Origin of the sequence: Klebsiella sp. LTGPAF-6F (assembly GCF_001753185.1) — a bacterium.
Classification (GTDB): Bacteria; Pseudomonadota; Gammaproteobacteria; order Enterobacterales; family Enterobacteriaceae; genus Klebsiella; species Klebsiella michiganensis.
In genome coordinates, this window is sequence record NZ_CP017450.1 from 2,995,216 (window position 1) to 3,011,150 (window position 15,935).

Here is a 15,935-nt window from a genome sequence, read left to right on the forward strand (position 1 = left end):
TGCCGGTTTTATGATGATTTACGCGTAAAAGGCCAGCCGCTCCGCCAGCAGGTCAACAAACGCCTGGCGATCGACATCGAGCATCACCGTTGCGTTCGGCTTCCTGCCGGTCAGATTGTAGAAATCGACCACGGTCATTCCCTGGGTATATTTCCCCTGCGTTTCCACGCCGACCCAGCGTTCAATGGTGGTAAACATCTCCGGCTTCAGCAGCCAGGCAATGGTGCACGGGTCGTGCAGCGGCGCGCCGACAAAGCCCCATTTCTCATCCTTGTGGTACTCAAGGAAGAAGTCGAGCAGTTCGGCGACGATGGTGGATATCGGGTTGCCAATGCGGCGGAAGCGCTCAATATCCTCAACGTGAATTTGCGCTTTATGGGTGACGTCTAACCCGGCCATCACCACCGGAATGCCGGACTGGAAAACGATCTCCGCCGCTTCCGGGTCGACGTAGATATTAAACTCGACCGCCGGCTGCCAGTTACCCAGCACCATCGCACCGCCCATTATCACGATGCGGGCAATTTTGGCATGCAGTTCAGGGTGGCTGTTGAGCAGCAGGGCGACGTTGGTTTGCGGGCCGGTTGCGACGATGGTGACCGGCTCGGCGCTGTCGCGCAGGGTTTTGGCCATCAGCTCGACGGCGGTGCACGCCTGGGCGGCAAAGCCCGGTTCCGGCAGCGCCGGACCGTCAAGACCGCTCTCGCCATGCACGTTATCGGCGATAATCAGCTCCCGCATCAACGGCTTGAGCGCGCCGCCGGCTACCGGAATATCCGGGCGCTTAAGCAGGGTGAGCATCCGCAGGACGTTGCGCAGGGTTTTGTCCGGGGTCTGATTTCCCGCGGAGGAGGTGACGGCTTTAACATTGAGTTCGGGTGAGGCGAGGGCAAGAACGAGGGCAATCGCGTCATCATGACCCGGATCGCAATCGATAATCACTGGCAGTGCCATAGCAGCTCCTTGTTGGCGTTATTTTGTGACAAGGGTAACGCCGTAAAGCGGTATAGACGAGGCTTAACGCAGGATAGTGTGATGACGTGCACGATTGAGCGCCGATATCGCGCGACGCCCTGCCAATCTATCTGCCTGATCCTTGCGCAATCAGGGGGTAGCCATGCGGTGGCGCAAAAAGTCGCTTCTCGCGGAGGCCTATAATGATAAAACGACTCAACCATACAAATATTCATGGTTTGCTTTCCGCCAACGGATTCTTATTCTAAAGAAAACTTCAAGAGGTAACCGCAATGAAAGATGTTGTAGATAAATGCAGTACCAAAGGCTGCGCCATTGACGTGGGCTCGATTATTGATAATGAGGACTGCGTCTGGCGGGTAGAGAAAAACTTCGCCAGCCGCGAAGAGGCCGAGTCCACCATCGCGGCCGTCCGCGAACGTGCCCTGGCCGCCGCGCCCGCCAGCGAGCCGCCGCAGGTCGACTATACCATCGTGGCCGCCGGCGATGAGGCAAAGCTTGAGGCTTCGATTGCCTTCTCCTGCCAGGCGGAAAAGATCATTTTCGAATTGTCGTTAAGAAACGTGATTTAACGCCATCGAGCATCCACGGCTAGCCCTCAACAGGATCCTGCGAGCGATCCCGTTGAGGTCCCGCAATTAAGCGTTACTCAAACCGCCATGCCAGATTTAGACCGATACCGTAATTACGGCCCGGCGCCGGTTCGTAGTAGCGGCCGTTGGATTCGTTAACGATAACCGAGCCCGCGTAGCTGCGGTCGAACAGGTTATCGACGCGGCCAAACAGATCCATATCCATTTTGCCGTAGCTCCATTTATAGCCGGTCGTCAGGCCGACCACCGTCCAGGATGGGGCTTTGGCGGTGTTCTCATCGTTAGCCATAATATCGCTCATATAGCGAATATCGCTGCCCGCGTACCAGCCTTTTTCGGGCTGGTAGCCAAAGGAGGCATAGCCCATGTTGCGGGCGATCCCCGGAATGCGATTGCCTTTACAGCTGGTGTCATCACAGACGTTGGTACGATAGGTCGCATCCAGCCAGGTCCAGGCCGCTTTTAAACGCCAGCTCTCGCCGAACTGCTGATCCAGCCCCAGCTCCATCCCCTGGCGACGGGTTTTCCCGGCGTTTTTGTAGCTGGTACGCCCGCCGCTGCTGGCGTCGACGACAATCTCATTGTCGGTGTCGGTCTGGAATAGCGCGGCGGTCAACAGGCCGTTGCCGATACGCGCCTTGCTGCCAATTTCAACGGTTTCGTTGGTGGACGGCTGCAGGCCAAAGTTCAGCCCGCCCTGGTCGCCGGAGCGATAGGAAAGCTCATTAATGGTCGGCGTTTCGAAACCACGGCCGGCGGAGACGTAGACGTTCCACGCGTCGGTTACCGCATATTTCAGCGATCCTGCCGGCAGCCATTTATGATAGCTGGCCTCGCCGCTGTCATCGCCGTTGCCCGGCGTAATGTAATAATCGTTGGAATCGAACCAAACCGAGCTGTAGCGCACGCCCGCGTCCAGAGAGAGTTTCTCGGTGAGCTGCCACTGGGTTTGCAGATAGGGATCGACGTTCCACATCAGGTTACGCTCGTTGCGGCGAAGGTCTCCCTTTTCACCGTACTGCGGCGCGCCGTTGCTCATAACAAAGTTTTCGTAACCTTTGCGGCGCTCGCTCATGGTTTCGTAATCAAGACCGGTGGTAAAGGTGACCGGCACCAGCAGCTCGCCGCGGTGGGTCCAGCGGGTATCAATCCCCTGGTAGTGACGCGTCAGGTCGATAACGCCGCCAGCATGGGTGGGTTTGAGCTGCGGCGCGCGAGGAATCGATTGATACTGGGTGGTCTCACGTTCGCCGGCGTACATCATCACGCTCAGATCGTCCTGCTCGCTCAGCTGTCGCTCGTAGCGTAAACCGGCCTGGGTCTGTTTGATGGTTTTGCGGGTATTGTACTCATCGCCTCTTGGCGACTGGCGCGGATTATTTTGCCATTCGTCGTAGCTCAGGCCGCCCGCGTCATTAGCTTTAATATCCACGCTGTTAAACAGCAGGGTCAGCTTACTGACGTCATTGATACGCACGCCGAGCTTCGCGTTGGCGAGATTCTTACGCGCGCCGCTATGGTCGCGGGAGCCGTGGGTGGTGAAGCGGTTGGTGGAAACCACGTAGTCGACGTCGCCCGCGTGGCTGCCGTCGCCCACCGCGCCGGTCGCTTTCATACCGTAATGCCAGGTGCCAAAGCTGCCGTAGTAGCTGCTGGCTTCGATAGTGGGCGGCTGGCTTCCGGTCTGGCTGGTGGCGTTGATCACCCCGCCGGAGGAGTTACCGTACAGGGCGGAAAAAGGCCCGCGCAGCACCTCGAGCGAATCGAGGCTGCCAATATCAATATTCGAGGTTTGCCCCTGGCCATCGGGCATGGTGGCCGGGATACCGTCGACGTAAATACGCAGCCCGCGCACGCCGTAGGTGGAGCGGGACCCGAAGCCGCGAATCGAAAGCTGCAGATCCTGCGCGTAGTTCTGGCGGTTTTGCACCTGCAGTCCCGGTACCGCGCCCAGCGACTCGGAGAGGTTTACCCGCGGCGCGGCCTGGCGCATCTCATCGCCGTTAACCACGCTAACGGCGGCGGGGGTATCGAGTTCAGAAACCGCCGACGGCGCGGCGGTAACCACCATGGTCTGTTCAGCGGCGAGAGCGGTTGGCCCTGCGGAGACCAGTGGCAAAAGCAGAGCGGGGAGCGCGGCGGCGCGCACGGAAAGGATTTTCATCAAAGTTACTCACAAAACGAACCAAACGGAACATATGTATATATGTTAGCTCTTTTGTAAATTTTTTGAAAAGACTTAACGGAATTTGAGTTAACAAATAGCAAGAATTGCGTGATGCCGAGAGCGCTACGGGTAATTAACGCTCCACATTGCGATAAATAATGATTACTATTCGCATTCCAAAGAAGGGCGCAAAGCGATGATTTTGCGCCCCGGAAGCACTGTCGAGCAGGCATATATTTGTTTTATCAAAGGGAGTCGTCATGTCATTACGTCATCTGTCCGCGCCGCGTCTGCGCCGTTCACTGTTGTTAACTTCGTTACTGCTGGCGGGGAGCTTTAGCGCCCACGCGGCGGAAGAAATGCTGCGCAAAGCCGTCGGCAAGGGCGCATACGAAATGGCCTATAGCCAGCAGGAGAATGCGCTGTGGGTGGCCACCTCGCAAAGCCGTTCGCTGGATAAAGGCGGTATCGTTTACCGTCTCGATCCGACGACTCTCGAAGTCACGCAGATTATTCATAACGATCTGAAACCCTTCGGCGCGACGATCGATAACGCCACTCAGACCCTGTGGTTTGGCAACACCACCGACAGCACCGTCACCGCCATTGATGCTAAAACCGGGAAAGTGAAAGGGCGTCTGGTGCTTGACGCCCGCCAGCGCAGCGAAACCGTACGTCCGCTGGCCCCGCGCGAGCTGGCGGTCAACGAGAAAACCAACACCGTCTACATCACCGGGCTGGGTAAAGAGAGCGTGATTTGGGTGGTGGATGGCGACAAGCTAACGCTGAAAGACACCATCGCCAATACTGGCGCAATGGCGACCGGCCTGGCGCTGGACGCGGAAGCGAACCGTATCTATACCACCAATGCCGACGGGGAACTGGTGACTATCGACAGCACCAGCAACAAAATCCTGTCGCGTAAAAAGCTGCAGGATGATGGCAAAGAGCACTTCTATCTCAACCTGAGCCTGGATACCGCCGGACATCGCGCCTTTATCACCGACGGTAAACAGCCGGAAGTGCTGGTGGTCGATATTCGCGATGGCAAAGTGCTGGAGAAAATCGCCGCGCCGGAGTCCCTGGCCGTGCTGTTTAACCCGACCCGCAATGAAGCCTACGTGACGCACCGTAAAGCCGGAGAAGTGAGCGTGATCGATGGTAAGACCTATAAAGTGGTCAAGACCTTCAAAACGCCGACTCATCCGAACAGCCTGACGCTCTCCGCCGATGGTAAAACGCTGTACGTCAGCGTGAAGCAGGAGTCGACGCGTCAGAAAGAGGCGACCCAGCCGGATGACGTTATCCGCATCGCGCTGTGATTCTGACGGGAGGGGGCAACCTCTCCCGCCATCAGTGTGCTCGCACTGCAGCCGGGTGGCGGCTTACGCCTCACCCGGCCTACAAAATGCACTGTTTCTGTCTGCCCGAAAACCGCACCCATCCAGATATCACCCTCTGTTACAAACACTTATTAGCCTGATAAATGTAATGGCTATAAACTTACAACTTTCCTGCGCAAGCGGGACGGTGGCATTAATCCTGGAGAAAAGATGAAAAAATCATTAATGGTTGTTTGCGCCGGCGCGATGCTGGCTCTTCTGGCGGGCTGTAGCTCAAACTATGTCATGACGACAAAAAGCGGGCAGACTATCGTAACGCAGGGCAAGCCGAAGCTGGATAAAGATACCGGAATGACCAGCTATACTGATGAGTCGGGCAATAAGCGCCAGATTAACAGCAGCGATGTGGCTCAGCTGGTGGAGGATAATTAAGTTGTGCCTTTGCGGTTTGCCCGGTGAGGCAAACCGCAACGTGATTTATTGCTGTTTTTCAATATTCGGCGCGGTGCTATGAATGTCATGCACGCGCTTGCGCACGCCAAACCAGCCGGCGACCAGCAAAACGGCAATCAGCGGAAGCGAACCGATGGTATAAGTCCCATTCGGGTAATCGAAAGCCATTAATACCAGCACGCTAAGCAGGAACAGCAGGGTCAGCCAGGAGGTGAAGGGCGCACCCGGCATCTTGAAGCTAACGTCCGCCGCTTTGCCTTCCTTGATCGCCTTACGCAGGCGCATCTGGCACACCACAATAAAGCCCCATGAAGCGATAATCCCCAGCGACGCGACGTTAAGGACAATTTCAAATACCTGCGAAGGCACCAGGTAGTTGAGGAATACCCCAACGACATAGACGCCCAGCGTCGCCAGAATCCCGGCGTAGGGCACGTGGTGGCGGCTCATTTTCGACATAAACTTCGGCGCCGAACCGCCCATCGACATGGAGCGCAGAATACGCCCGGTGCAGTAGAGGCCGGAGTTGAGGCTGGAGAGCGCGGCGGTTAACACCACGATATTCATCACGCTGCCGATATATGGCACGCCCAGCTTCGAGAAGAAGGTGACGAACGGGCTCTGCCCGGCCTGATAGGCATTCCACGGCAGCAGCAGCACCAGCAGCAGCACGGAGCCAACGTAGAACAGACCAATACGCCAGATAACGCTGTTAATGGCGCGCGGCACCATGGTCTGCGGGTCTTTACACTCGCCAGCGGCGGTACCCACCAGTTCGATAGAGGCGAAGGCGAACACCACCCCCTGTACCAGCACCAGCGCCGGCAGCAGGCCGTGCGGGAACAGGCCGCCGTTATCGGTAATCAGGTGGAAACCGGTGGCATTGCCATCCAGAGGCTTTCCGCTGCCAAGAAAAATAGTCCCGACCACCAGAAACGCGACGATCGCCAGAACTTTCACCAGCGCGAACCAGAACTCCATCTCGGCGAACCATTTCACGCCGATCATGTTCATGGTGCCGACAATCGCCAGCGCGCCGAGGGCGAAGACCCACTGCGGAACGTCGCCAAACGCGCCCCAGTAGTGCATATACAGCGCGACGGCGGTGATATCGACGATCCCGGTCATCGCCCAGTTGATAAAGTACATCCAGCCCGCAACGTAAGCCGCTTTTTCGCCGAGGAACTCGCGGGCGTAGGAGACGAAGCTGCCGCTGGAGGGGCGATGAAGCACCAGCTCGCCCAGCGCGCGTAAGATAAAGAACGAGAAGAGGCCGCAGACCAGATAAACCAGCGCCAGGGCCGGTCCGGCCATCTGCAGGCGCGCGCCCGCGCCGAGGAACAGGCCGGTACCAATCGCGCCGCCGATGGCAATCATCTGCACCTGACGGTTGCCCATCGCCTTGTGGTAGCCCGACTCCTGCGAGTTCAGCCAGTGGCGTTTGGCAGCGTGCTGCTCCGCCACGCTAGAGTGTTTTGTATTCATTGATGTCGCTATTTTCCTGTCAATGTCCATGAAGTGGTTCGTGCTGCTGGCTCTCTCATCATTCTGAGGAATGAGATAAGCGAGCATGGCGGAGAATCCTACACGTATCGGAAAATGGACGCACGCAAAAGATTTGCGGACAGCACTTGCTTAAATATCAATGAGATCGGAAGCTTTTCGGTGTTCGCGCATGACGGGGAAATTTTGCTCATCGTTTTATCGTTATTGCGCTATTATTCTCCGCCCGCGTTTTGCCCGAGAGACCACGATGAAAATCAACGTAGTAGGGACCAGCGGCGTCGGCAAATCCACCCTCGCGCGTCGGCTGGCTCAGGAACTGTCACTGCCTTATATTGAAATGGATGTGCTCTACTGGCTGCCCGAGTGGCAAGGGACGCCGGACGATGAGTTCTACGCCAAACTCGCCGCCGCGCTCGCCGCGCCCGGCTGGGTGCTGGACGGCAACTATAACCGCAGCCGCCCGGTAAAATGGCGCGATGTGGATCTGGTGGTGTGGGTGGACTACAGCTTCTGGCGCACGATCCGCCAGGCGGTCCGTCGCGCGGCTTCACGCGCAAGCCGACGGCAGGAGCTGTGGCCCGGCACCGGCAATTGCGAAACCTTCCGCCGCTCTTTCTTTAGCCGGGACTCTATTATTCTCTGGACGTTGAAAACCTGGCGCAACAATCGCCGGCGTTACCTGGCGGATATGCAGGACCCGCAGTATCAACACATTCGCTTTGTTCGTTTACGCGACCAGCAGCAGACCGAGGCGCTGGTGCGCGAGCTTCGGCAGAATAGCCGATAATCCCCCGGCTCGCGCTGCGCTTAGCCGGACTACCGGACCGCAGATTGTCGGTAACCCGTAGCCCGGGTAAGGCGTTTACGCCGCAACCCGGGGAATATGCTGCGGCTTCTTCCCGGCTTGCGCTGCGCTTAGCCGGGCTACCGAACCGCAGATTGCTGGTAACCCGTAGCCCGGGTAAGGCGTTTACGCCGCAACCCGGGGAATATGCCGTGACGTGGCATTGCTGCGGCTTCTTCCCGGCTTGCGCTGCGCTTAGCCGGGCTACAGGGCCACAGATTGCTGGTAACCCGTAGCCCGGGTAAGGCGTTTACGCCGCAACCCGGGGAATATGCCGTAACTTGGCATTGCTGCGGCTTCTTCCCGGCTTGCACAGCTCCTGCCCGGGCTACCGGGCCACAGATTGCTGAGGACGCGTAGCCCGGACAGATGCGCAGCATCGCCTCCGGGGCAGTTACCTCACCGCATATCTAATTTCCGGCAGAGCACATGTAAATAAATTGTTTCTCACCAGCCGCGGGCGCTTCTAATAATGCAGTCATGTTAATCCACATGAGCCTGCGAAATGTCTTATCGAATCAGTATCCTGGATAAAAGCCCGCTGGCAGCCGGAGAAACGGCTGCCCAGGCGCTGGCGCGTACATTAACGCTTGCGCAACAGGCGGAAGCCTGGGGCTATCATCGCTTCTGGATAGCCGAACACCACAATACTGACCAGCTCGCCAGTCCGTCGCCAGAGCTGGCCATTGCCTGGATCCTCGGCCAGACCCGCAGGATTCGCGTTGGCTCCGGCGGCGTCATGCTGCAGCACTACAGCCCGTATAAAGTGGCGGAAAACTTCAATATGCTGGCTTCCCTCGCCCCGGGCCGCGTGGATCTGGGCGTGGGCAAAGCCCCCGGCGGACTGCCGCTCTCCACTCGCGCGTTGCAGCAGGGGCTTAACCCCCAGCAAAAGGGGCGTTTTGCCGACCAGCTGGCGCAGCTCGACAACTGGCTGTCGCTGACCGAAACCGACGGTGAGGAGAGCGTCCGCGCAACGCCGATCCCGCCGCGTCGCGCCGACGGCTTTCTGCTCGGCGCCAGCCTGGAGAGCGCGCAGCTGGCGGCGCAGCTGGACTGGAACTTCGTCTTCGCCGCCCATCTCAACGGCGATAAGCAGCTGCTGCGCGAGGTGTTAACCCGCTGGCGCGAACTGAGCCGTCGCGACGCGATTATTGCCGTCCAGGTCATCGTGGCCGAAGAGGCCGCGACGGCGGCGGAGCTGGCAAAATCCGTCGAAACGTGGGGCGTTGAGCTGGAAAACGGCCAGCGGGTCACCGTCGGCAGCGAAGCGCAGGCGGCCGCCTTTGCCCGTCAGGCGGGCAGCAGGCCGACGCGCATCGCCCGGCGGGAATCGGCGGTGCTGTTCGGCACCCCGGAACAGGTGAAAGCGCAGCTGGATGCCCTGCAGTCGGCCTGGAACATCGACGAATTTATTATCGACACGCCCATTAGCGATGGCGCGGCGCGCCTTAACTCCCTGCGTCTGCTGGCCCGGGCGCATTTGAGCGCGGAGGTGCAGCCATGAGCCTTTCCGAACAGTTAATTCGCTGGCGGCGCGAACTGCACCAGTACCCGGAGCTCTCGCTGCAGGAGGTCGACACCACCGCACGTATTCGCGACTGGCTGCAGAGCGGCGGCATCAGCCTGCTGCCTTATGAACTGAAAACCGGCGCGGTTGCCGAAGTGGGCAGCGGCGATAAGGTGATAGCCCTGCGTGCCGATATCGATGCGCTGCCTATCGAAGAGGCGGCCAGCGTGCCGTTTCGCTCGTTGAATGCCGGCGTGATGCACGCCTGCGGGCATGATATTCATACCAGCGTGATCCTTGGCGCGGCCTTACTGCTGAAACAACGCGAAGCGCAGCTGGCGGGACGCGTCCGTATTCTGTTCCAGCCGGCGGAGGAGAGCTTCGGCGGCGCGAAAACCCTGATTCGCGCCGGCGTGCTGGAGGGCGTTTCCGCCATTTTCGGTATGCATAATGAACCCGGGCTGCCGGTGGGCGAATTCGCCACCCGAGGCGGCGCGTTTTACGCCAACGTCGATCGCTTTGTGTTTAAGGTGACCGGCAAAGGCGCTCACGCCGCCCGGCCTCATGAAGGGAAGGACGCCATTCTGCTGGCCAGCCAGCTGGTGACCCTGCTGCAAAGCGTCGCCAGCCGCGAAGTGAATACCCTCGATTCCGTGGTGCTTAGCGTCACGCGGATTCAGGGCGGCAATACCTGGAACGTCCTGCCGGAAAGCGTCGAGCTGGAAGGTACGCTGCGCACCCACAACAGCGCAGTCCAGCAGCGGGTGAAAGCGCGGGTGAGCGAGATTGCCGCCGGCTTCGCCAGCGCCTTTGGCGCGCAGATCGATGTCTTCTGGTACGCCGGACCGACCGCGCTGGTTAATGATGAGCGCTGGGCCGCTTTCGCCAGCGACGTGGCCGATAAGTCTGGCTACCGCACGCACCATGCGGATCTCCATCTCGGCGGGGAGGATTTTGCCGTTTATCTTCAGCATATTCCCGGCGCGTTCGTCAGCATCGGCAGCGCCAGCGAATTTGGTCTTCACCATCCGGCGTTTAACCCGGATGAGCGTTTAATCGCCCCGGCGGCGCACTACTTTGCCGATCTGGCAGAGCAGGCATTACAAGCACTTTAATTATTCAGGGTCATTGACTAAGGATTAACGATGTCTGAACAACGGCAGCTGCGCATTGGTACTATATTACACGGCGCATCGGGAAATATGTCGGCCTGGCGTCATCCGGCCGCGCTGGCCGACGCCAGTATTAACTTTGAGTTCGTCAAGCAGACGGCGTTAAAAGCGGAAGAGGGCAAGCTCGATTTTATTTTTGTTGCCGATGGCTTATATATTAATGAAAAATCGATCCCGCATTTTTTAAATCGTTTTGAACCGCTCACCGTATTATCCACCCTTGCGGCGGTAACTTCGCGTTTAGGCCTGGTCGGTACCCTGTCGACCTCCTACAGCGAACCCTTTACCACCGCCCGCCAGTTCGCCAGCCTCGATCATCTGAGCGGCGGCCGCGCGGGCTGGAACGTGGTCACCTCGCCGCTGGAAGGCTCAGCAAAAAACTTCTCCCGCGCCCAGCATCCCGATCATGCGCTGCGCTACCGTATTGCCGATGAATATCTGCAGGTTGTCAAAGGCCTGTGGGACTCCTGGGAGCAGGACGCGTTTATTCGTAATAAAGAGAGCGGCCAGTTCTTTGATAAAAACAAGCTGCACACGCTTAATCATCACGGCGATTTCTTTAAAGTAGCCGGTCCGCTAAATATTGCCCGCACGCCGCAGGGCCGACCCATTATCTTTCAGGCGGGCGCCTCCGATGACGGTAAAAAGTTAGCCGCCAGCCACGCTGACGCTATTTTTACCCATCAGGAGTCGCTGGCGGAGGCGCAGGCCTTTTATCGCGACGTTAAAAGCCAGCTTGCAGCGCACGGCCGCCGGGAGAGCGAACTGCATATCTTCCAGGGCGTCAGCGTCATCGTTGGCGACAGCGCCGACGATGTGGAGCAGCAATACCAGACCACCGCTGCGCTGGTATCGATTGAGGACGCGCTGAATTATCTCGGCCGCTATTTTGAACATCACGACTTTGCTCAGTATCCGCTGGATGAGGCGTTCCCGGATATCGGCGACCTCGGGCAGAACAGCTTTCGCAGCACCACCGACGAGATAAAACGCAATGCCCGCGAACGCGGCCTGACGCTGCGCCAGGTGGCGCTGGAGGCGGCCAGCCCGCGACCGCGCTTTGCCGGAACCGCCGAAGAGGTGGCGGATGGTCTGCAGCAGTGGTTTGAACAGCGCGCGGCGGACGGTTTTATTATCCAGGGCGGTACGCCGGATACCTTCCCGCGCTTTGTGGATCAGGTGGTACCGATTCTTCAGAAGCGCGGACTATTCCGCCGGGAATATCCCGGCACCACGCTGCGCGAAAGCTTAGGGCTGGCAGAGCCCGTGAATCAATTCCAAAAACAATAATAGAGAACACCCGCTATGCAGAAAACGCAGAAAAAATCGCTATTACTGGCGCTGGCGCTGGCCGTTAGCGCGTCATCCTGGGCGCAGAACGTCACGATCAACGGCACCGGCGTGAGCCTCGAAGCCAACAAAACGCCGATTCATACGGCGAAAAACCCGCAGGCTATCGCGCAGCTGCCGAAAGGTCTCCACCTGGCGGTGCCGGGTAAGCTGACGGTCGCGGTCGCCGCGCTGAACTCACCGCCGCTGACCGTGTTTTCTGACGATAACAAAACCCTGCTCGGCAGCGAGGTGGATATCGCCCGCCTGGTGGCCGACAGCCTCGGGCTGGAGCTGAATGTGGTACCCACCTCGTGGGAGGACTGGCCGCTCGGCGTTGCTTCCGGCAAATATGATGCGGCGGTCAGCAATATCACCGTGACCAAAGAGCGCAAAGAGAAGTTTGATTTCGCCACCTACCGCAAAGATTCGCTGGGTTTTTACGTCAAGAGCACCAGTCCGCTGAGCAAAATTGAAAAAGCGGAAGATATTGCCGGGCTGCGGATTATCGTCGGCTCCGGCACCAATCAGGAAGCCATTTTGCTGGCGTGGAACGCCGAGAATCTCAAGAAGGGGCTGAAGCCGTTTACGCCGGTCTACACCAAAGACGACGCCGCCCAGACCCTGGCGCTGCAGTCCGGGCGCGCCGACGCCTTCTTCGGCCCCAACGTGATCGGCGCGTGGAAAGCGGCGCTGACCGGCAAAACCAAGCTGGTAGGCAGCGTTGACGGCGGCTGGCCGAAGGCGGCGCATATTGCCGTGACGGTGAAAAAAGGCAGCGGTCTGGTAGAACCGGTACAGACGGCGCTGAACGGCGCAATCCGCAGCGGCGACTACGCGAAGGTGCTGAACCGCTGGGGGGAAGGCGTGGAGAGCATTCCGCAATCGGAAATCAACCCGGCCGGACTCGGCGACTAACAGGAGGCATGATGAGCGATCTATTCCGCGATGTCTCTCCGGAAGCGCCGGAGCTGCAGCCGATTATTGAGGGCCTGTTCGGCGAGTACGCCGCGCGCTACGGCGACTATTTCTCCCGCGATGCCGAAGTCGAGCTGACTGAATGGTATCTGGCGCCGCAGGGGCTGTTTATCGTGCTGGAGCGCGAAGGGGAAATTATCGCCACCGGCGCGTACAAACCGAAAGATGCCCATACGGCAGAAATCAAACGTATCTGGACCCATCGTCGTCTGCGCCAGCAGGGGCTGGCGGCGAAAGTGGTGCAGGAGCTGGAGCGACGGGCGCTGCTCGCGGGCTACAGCCATATCTATCTGACCACCGGTTTTCGGCAGCCGGAAGCGGTGCGGCTCTACCTGAGCCAGGGCTACGAGGCGCAGTTTGACCTCAGCCGCGATCCGGAAGAGTACAGCCTGCCGCCGTTCGATGGTCGACTGCGCTTTACGAAAGCGCTGGCGGTCAGCGCGCTGAGCCAGAGCGCTTAAGGAGCCAATATGCATACCCAGGAAACGATTAAGGTTGTCCCCGCGCGCTATCCGCTGCGGGCGGTAGGTGCGCTGCTGGCGCTGCTGGTGCTGGCGGTGGTGATTCAATCGGTCGCCTTTAACCCGCGCTGGGAGTGGCGCGTCTTTGCCCGCTGGTTCTTTGACCCGGTGATCCTTGAAGGTCTCGGGCAGACGCTGCTGCTGACCCTGTTGGCGACGGCGCTGAGCGTTATTCTCGGCGGCCTGCTGGCGCTGGCCCGGCTCTCCAGTTCATGGCTGCTGAGCAGCCTGGCTTGGGGCTATATCTGGCTGTTCCGCTCGCTGCCGCTGATCGTGGTGCTGATTATTCTCTACAACTTCTCCTATCTTTACGACACGCTAGCGATAGGCATTCCGTTCACCGCGATTCGCTGGGCCAGCTTTGAGACCATCAACGTACTGGGGCAGTTTTCTACCGCCGTTGTCGGGCTGACCCTGGTGCAAAGCGCCTACACCGCCGAAATTATCCGCGGCGGCTTTCTCGGGGTCGATCACGGGCAGTATGAAGCGGCGGCGGCGCTGGGGCTTCCGGCCAGCCGTCGGACCCTGCGCATTATTCTGCCGCAGGCGCTGCGCACCATTTTACCGGCGGGCTTTAACGAAATTATCAGCCTCGCCAAGGGGACGGCGATGGTTTACGTGCTGGCGATGCCGGAGCTGTTTTACACCATCCAGATGATCTATAACCGCACCCAGGAAGTGATCCCGCTGCTGATGGTCGGCGCCGCCTGGTATCTGGCGATCACCAGCGTGCTGTCGCTGATCCAGTATCTGGTCGAGCGCGGACTGGCCCGCAGCGAACGCCGCTCGGCGGTCAATAGCGCACGCAGCAGCCGTCGCGTTGAGTCCATTCGTCGCCCACAACCCCAGGAGTCCGCCCATGCCCAACTCTCGTAACGGCCATATCTCCATCACCGGCGTCAGCAAATATTTTGGCCGCCATAAAGCGCTTGATGACGTATCGCTGGAAATCGAACCCGGCACGGTGACGGTGATCCTCGGGCCGTCCGGTTCGGGAAAATCGACGCTGCTGCGGGCGATTAATCATCTGGAGCGCGTGGATGAAGGCTTTATTCAGATCGATGGCGACTATATCGGCTATCGCCGTAAAGGCGACAAGCTCTACGAGCTGAAAGAGAAAGAGATCCTCCGCCAGCGGGTTAACGTCGGCTACGTATTTCAGAACTTCAACCTGTTCCCGCATCTGACGGTGCTGGAAAATCTGATTGAAGCCCCCATCGCCCATAAGCAGGCGACCCGCAAAGAGGCGATCGCGCGGGCGTATGAACTGCTGGACGTGGTCGGACTGCGCAATAAAGCCGACGCCTGGTCGCGGCACCTGTCCGGCGGCCAGCAGCAGCGCATCGCTATTGCCCGGGCGCTGGCGCTTAACCCGCGGGTGATGCTTTTCGATGAACCGACCTCCGCGCTCGACCCTGAGCTGGTGGGGGAAGTGCTGGACGTGATTAAAAAGCTGGCGCGCTCCGGCACCACGCTGGTGGTGGTCACCCATGAAATCGGTTTTGCGAAAGAGGTGGCGGACCGGGTGGTGTTTATGGTCGACGGCAAGATAGTCGAGCAGGGCAGCAGCGACGCGGTGCTGAACCAACCGCAGCATCCGCGTACGCGGCAGTTCTTATCGAGGGTATTAGCGGCATGAGAAACGGACTTTTGGCCCTGACACTACTCTCTTTATCTGCGGCATCGCAGGCGGCTATCGACCTGCGCGCCAACGAGCAGCCGCTGCCGGTGACCCGCGATGAGCAGGCGATCGCGAAGATCCCGGCAAATTACGCCTTCGTAGAGCCGGGTACCTTAACGGTGGCGATTTCGGCGCTCAATTCGCCGCCGCTGGCGCTGTTGGCCAGCGATAATCGCACGCGTATCGGCAGCGACCCGGATATTGCCCGGCTGCTGGCCGGCAGCCTCGGGCTGAAGCTAAAGCTGGTGCCCACCGCCTGGGAGGACTGGCCGCTGGGGATTACTTCCGGACGCTACGACGTCGCGCTGGTCAATATTGCGGTGACCGAGCAGCGGAAGGAGAAGTTTGATTTTGCCACCTATCGCGTTGACTCTCTGGCCTTTTCCGTGAAATCAACCAGCGATATCGCCCGCGTGAGCGGTCCGGCGGATCTCGCGGGTAAAAAAGTGATCGTCGGGTCCGGGACTAACCAGGAACGGATTTTGCTCGGCTGGAACGCCGAAAACGAAGCCGCCGGGCGGCAACCCGCGCTGCCGGTCTACCTGACCGATGACGCCTCGGGCAACCTCTATATTCAGTCCGGTCGCGCGGACGTGTTCTTTGGGCCGCAGTCGGTGGCGGCCTATAAAGCGGCGCTCAGCGGCAAAACCAAAGTCGTCGGCCTGGGGCCGAAAAAAGCGTACGTTGCCACCACGACCAAAAAGGGCAACGGTCTGGCTCCGGCGCTGCAGGCGGCGCTGAACGGCGCGATTGCTCGCGGCGAGTATCAGAAAGTGCTGGCGCGCTGGGGAGAGCAGGGCGAAGAGGTGACGCAATCGGAAGTGAATCCGCCGGGGATAACCTACTAAAAAACCGCTGTTTCG

Annotated in this window: 13 protein-coding genes and 1 pseudogene; 11 read left to right on the top strand and 3 right to left on the bottom strand. The window is 59.3% G+C overall.

The features are described from left to right. Positions 1-18: 18 nt before the first annotated feature. Positions 19-954 (bottom strand): pyrimidine-specific ribonucleoside hydrolase RihA, encoded by a 936-nt coding sequence (rihA, locus tag BJF97_RS14055; protein WP_032693469.1) that lies wholly within the window; start codon positions 952-954, stop codon positions 19-21. 293 nt (positions 955-1,247) lie between these two features. Here rihA and BJF97_RS14060 point away from each other — a divergent pair, with 293 nt between their 5' ends. Continuing rightward, entirely contained in the window at positions 1,248-1,547 is a 300-nt protein-coding gene (locus BJF97_RS14060) for a DUF406 domain-containing protein (protein ID WP_025107880.1), read from the top strand. Positions 1,548-1,620: 73 nt separating this feature from the next. On the opposite strand, the gene pqqU is transcribed toward BJF97_RS14060, so the two are convergent. Then, positions 1,621-3,732, bottom strand: coding sequence for a TonB-dependent receptor PqqU (pqqU, locus tag BJF97_RS14065; protein ID WP_014229248.1), 2,112 nt, complete (start codon positions 3,730-3,732; stop codon positions 1,621-1,623). Positions 3,733-3,995: 263 nt separating this feature from the next. Here pqqU and yncE point away from each other — a divergent pair, with 263 nt between their 5' ends. Both yncE and BJF97_RS14075 read left to right on the top strand, forming a co-directional pair. Then, positions 3,996-5,057: a 7-bladed beta-propeller protein YncE gene (yncE, locus tag BJF97_RS14070; RefSeq protein ID WP_014229249.1), complete on the top strand. Its 1,062-nt coding sequence runs from the start codon at positions 3,996-3,998 to the stop codon at positions 5,055-5,057. A gap of 231 nt (positions 5,058-5,288) precedes the next feature. Next, on the top strand, positions 5,289-5,510 hold the full coding sequence (locus BJF97_RS14075) for a YgdI/YgdR family lipoprotein (RefSeq protein ID WP_009652277.1): 222 nt from the start codon (positions 5,289-5,291) through the stop codon (positions 5,508-5,510). Positions 5,511-5,555: 45 nt separating this feature from the next. Here the strand turns inward: BJF97_RS14075 and ansP are convergent, their stop codons facing one another. Then, entirely contained in the window at positions 5,556-7,016 is a 1,461-nt protein-coding gene (ansP, locus tag BJF97_RS14080) for an L-asparagine permease (RefSeq protein ID WP_014229250.1), read from the bottom strand. Between the two features lie 268 nt (positions 7,017-7,284). Here ansP and BJF97_RS14085 point away from each other — a divergent pair, with 268 nt between their 5' ends. The 8 genes and pseudogenes from BJF97_RS14085 to BJF97_RS14125 all read left to right on the top strand — a co-directional run bounded on the left by BJF97_RS14085 (position 7,285) and on the right by BJF97_RS14125 (position 15,920). Continuing rightward, positions 7,285-7,824, top strand: coding sequence for an AAA family ATPase (locus BJF97_RS14085; protein WP_004850644.1), 540 nt, complete (start codon positions 7,285-7,287; stop codon positions 7,822-7,824). 562 nt (positions 7,825-8,386) lie between these two features. Next, positions 8,387-9,388 (top strand): LLM class flavin-dependent oxidoreductase, encoded by a 1,002-nt coding sequence (locus tag BJF97_RS14090; protein ID WP_014229251.1) that lies wholly within the window; start codon positions 8,387-8,389, stop codon positions 9,386-9,388. Next, a complete protein-coding gene (locus tag BJF97_RS14095; protein ID WP_032693470.1) occupies positions 9,385-10,506 on the top strand; it encodes an amidohydrolase in 1,122 nt (373 codons plus the stop codon). Before BJF97_RS14090 ends, BJF97_RS14095 begins: the two co-directional genes overlap by 4 nt. 30 nt (positions 10,507-10,536) lie before the next feature. Then, positions 10,537-12,810: pseudogene (locus tag BJF97_RS35120) on the top strand (NtaA/DmoA family FMN-dependent monooxygenase). An 11-nt stretch (positions 12,811-12,821) separates the two neighbouring features. Continuing rightward, positions 12,822-13,331: a GNAT family N-acetyltransferase gene (locus tag BJF97_RS14110; RefSeq protein WP_004120729.1), complete on the top strand. Its 510-nt coding sequence runs from the start codon at positions 12,822-12,824 to the stop codon at positions 13,329-13,331. 9 nt (positions 13,332-13,340) lie between these two features. After that, complete coding sequence (locus BJF97_RS14115; RefSeq protein WP_014229255.1) at positions 13,341-14,267, top strand: amino acid ABC transporter permease; 927 nt, start codon at positions 13,341-13,343, stop codon at positions 14,265-14,267. Beyond that, complete coding sequence (locus BJF97_RS14120; protein ID WP_014229256.1) at positions 14,251-15,030, top strand: amino acid ABC transporter ATP-binding protein; 780 nt, start codon at positions 14,251-14,253, stop codon at positions 15,028-15,030. The genes BJF97_RS14115 and BJF97_RS14120 overlap by 17 nt, the downstream gene beginning before the upstream one ends. Beyond that, the gene (locus BJF97_RS14125) at positions 15,027-15,920 is read left to right on the top strand and encodes an ABC transporter substrate-binding protein (protein ID WP_029946963.1); all 894 of its coding nucleotides are present in this window, start codon (positions 15,027-15,029) and stop codon (positions 15,918-15,920) included. Before BJF97_RS14120 ends, BJF97_RS14125 begins: the two co-directional genes overlap by 4 nt. Positions 15,921-15,935: the final 15 nt, after the last annotated feature.

Bases quoted from the DNA above. Each gene is read 5' to 3' on its own strand.
- BJF97_RS14075 (WP_009652277.1), top strand. From the start codon at position 5,289: ATGAAAAAATCATTAATGGTTGTTTGCGCCGGCGCGATGCTGGCTCTT.
- BJF97_RS14110 (WP_004120729.1), top strand. From the start codon at position 12,822: ATGAGCGATCTATTCCGCGATGTCTCTCCGGAAGCGCCGGAGCTGCAG.
- BJF97_RS14085 (WP_004850644.1), top strand. From the start codon at position 7,285: ATGAAAATCAACGTAGTAGGGACCAGCGGCGTCGGCAAATCCACCCTC.
- ansP (WP_014229250.1), bottom strand. From the start codon at position 7,016: ATGAATACAAAACACTCTAGCGTGGCGGAGCAGCACGCTGCCAAACGC.
- BJF97_RS14095 (WP_032693470.1), top strand. From the start codon at position 9,385: ATGAGCCTTTCCGAACAGTTAATTCGCTGGCGGCGCGAACTGCACCAG.
- BJF97_RS14090 (WP_014229251.1), top strand. From the start codon at position 8,387: ATGTCTTATCGAATCAGTATCCTGGATAAAAGCCCGCTGGCAGCCGGA.
- BJF97_RS14115 (WP_014229255.1), top strand. From the start codon at position 13,341: ATGCATACCCAGGAAACGATTAAGGTTGTCCCCGCGCGCTATCCGCTG.
- BJF97_RS14120 (WP_014229256.1), top strand. From the start codon at position 14,251: ATGCCCAACTCTCGTAACGGCCATATCTCCATCACCGGCGTCAGCAAA.
- rihA (WP_032693469.1), bottom strand. From the start codon at position 954: ATGGCACTGCCAGTGATTATCGATTGCGATCCGGGTCATGATGACGCG.
- pqqU (WP_014229248.1), bottom strand. From the start codon at position 3,732: ATGAAAATCCTTTCCGTGCGCGCCGCCGCGCTCCCCGCTCTGCTTTTG.
- BJF97_RS14060 (WP_025107880.1), top strand. From the start codon at position 1,248: ATGAAAGATGTTGTAGATAAATGCAGTACCAAAGGCTGCGCCATTGAC.
- BJF97_RS14125 (WP_029946963.1), top strand. From the start codon at position 15,027: ATGAGAAACGGACTTTTGGCCCTGACACTACTCTCTTTATCTGCGGCA.
- yncE (WP_014229249.1), top strand. From the start codon at position 3,996: ATGTCATTACGTCATCTGTCCGCGCCGCGTCTGCGCCGTTCACTGTTG.